Below are 511 nucleotides of genomic sequence, written 5' to 3' on the forward strand. Positions count from 1 at the left end.
CGGGATTTTGTTCTCTCGAAAGCATGGCTGCAAACTTTTTTAGGATAGCGTTCTCTTCCTTGAGTTTCTGATTTTCCTTCCGTAGTTTTTTCAGTTCTTCGATCTCTTTTAACTGCTTATCCGTTGGTGGATTTTGTTGTTCCGACTTCTTCAAGTTTTCTGTTCTTCCATTGTCGTAACACAAAATAACTGATTCCCAATGACTCGGCGACTTCTTTTATCGTAAACGATCCTGAAAGCGTTCGCTTTACTGCTTGTTCTTTAAACTCCGGAGAGTATTTTCCTTTTTTATTCATTTTTCATCTTTACCTCATTTGCTGAGAAAAAGGTGTCCGTTTTTACGTAACTAGGTTATTCTTAAATTCCTTTTTTTAAAGCATTAGGACTTCAAGTTTTCCTAAAGCATCGAATAAAATTTTCAAATTGAATTGCATTCCATATTAGTAACCTATTCACAGAAAATTTTATATTTGTTTAATTAGTTTATACTATTCGAAACTTCGACACCAAA

General features: G+C 33.9%; 1 pseudogene. It reads right to left on the bottom strand.

Annotated features, from left to right (window positions below):
* Window positions 1-296, bottom strand: a pseudogene (locus LEP1GSC059_RS24815) (transposase); the annotation flags it as partial.
* Between the last annotated feature and the right edge of the window lie 215 nt (window positions 297-511).

This window comes from Leptospira noguchii serovar Panama str. CZ214 (assembly GCF_000306255.2).
Lineage (GTDB): Bacteria > Spirochaetota > Leptospiria > Leptospirales > Leptospiraceae > Leptospira > Leptospira noguchii.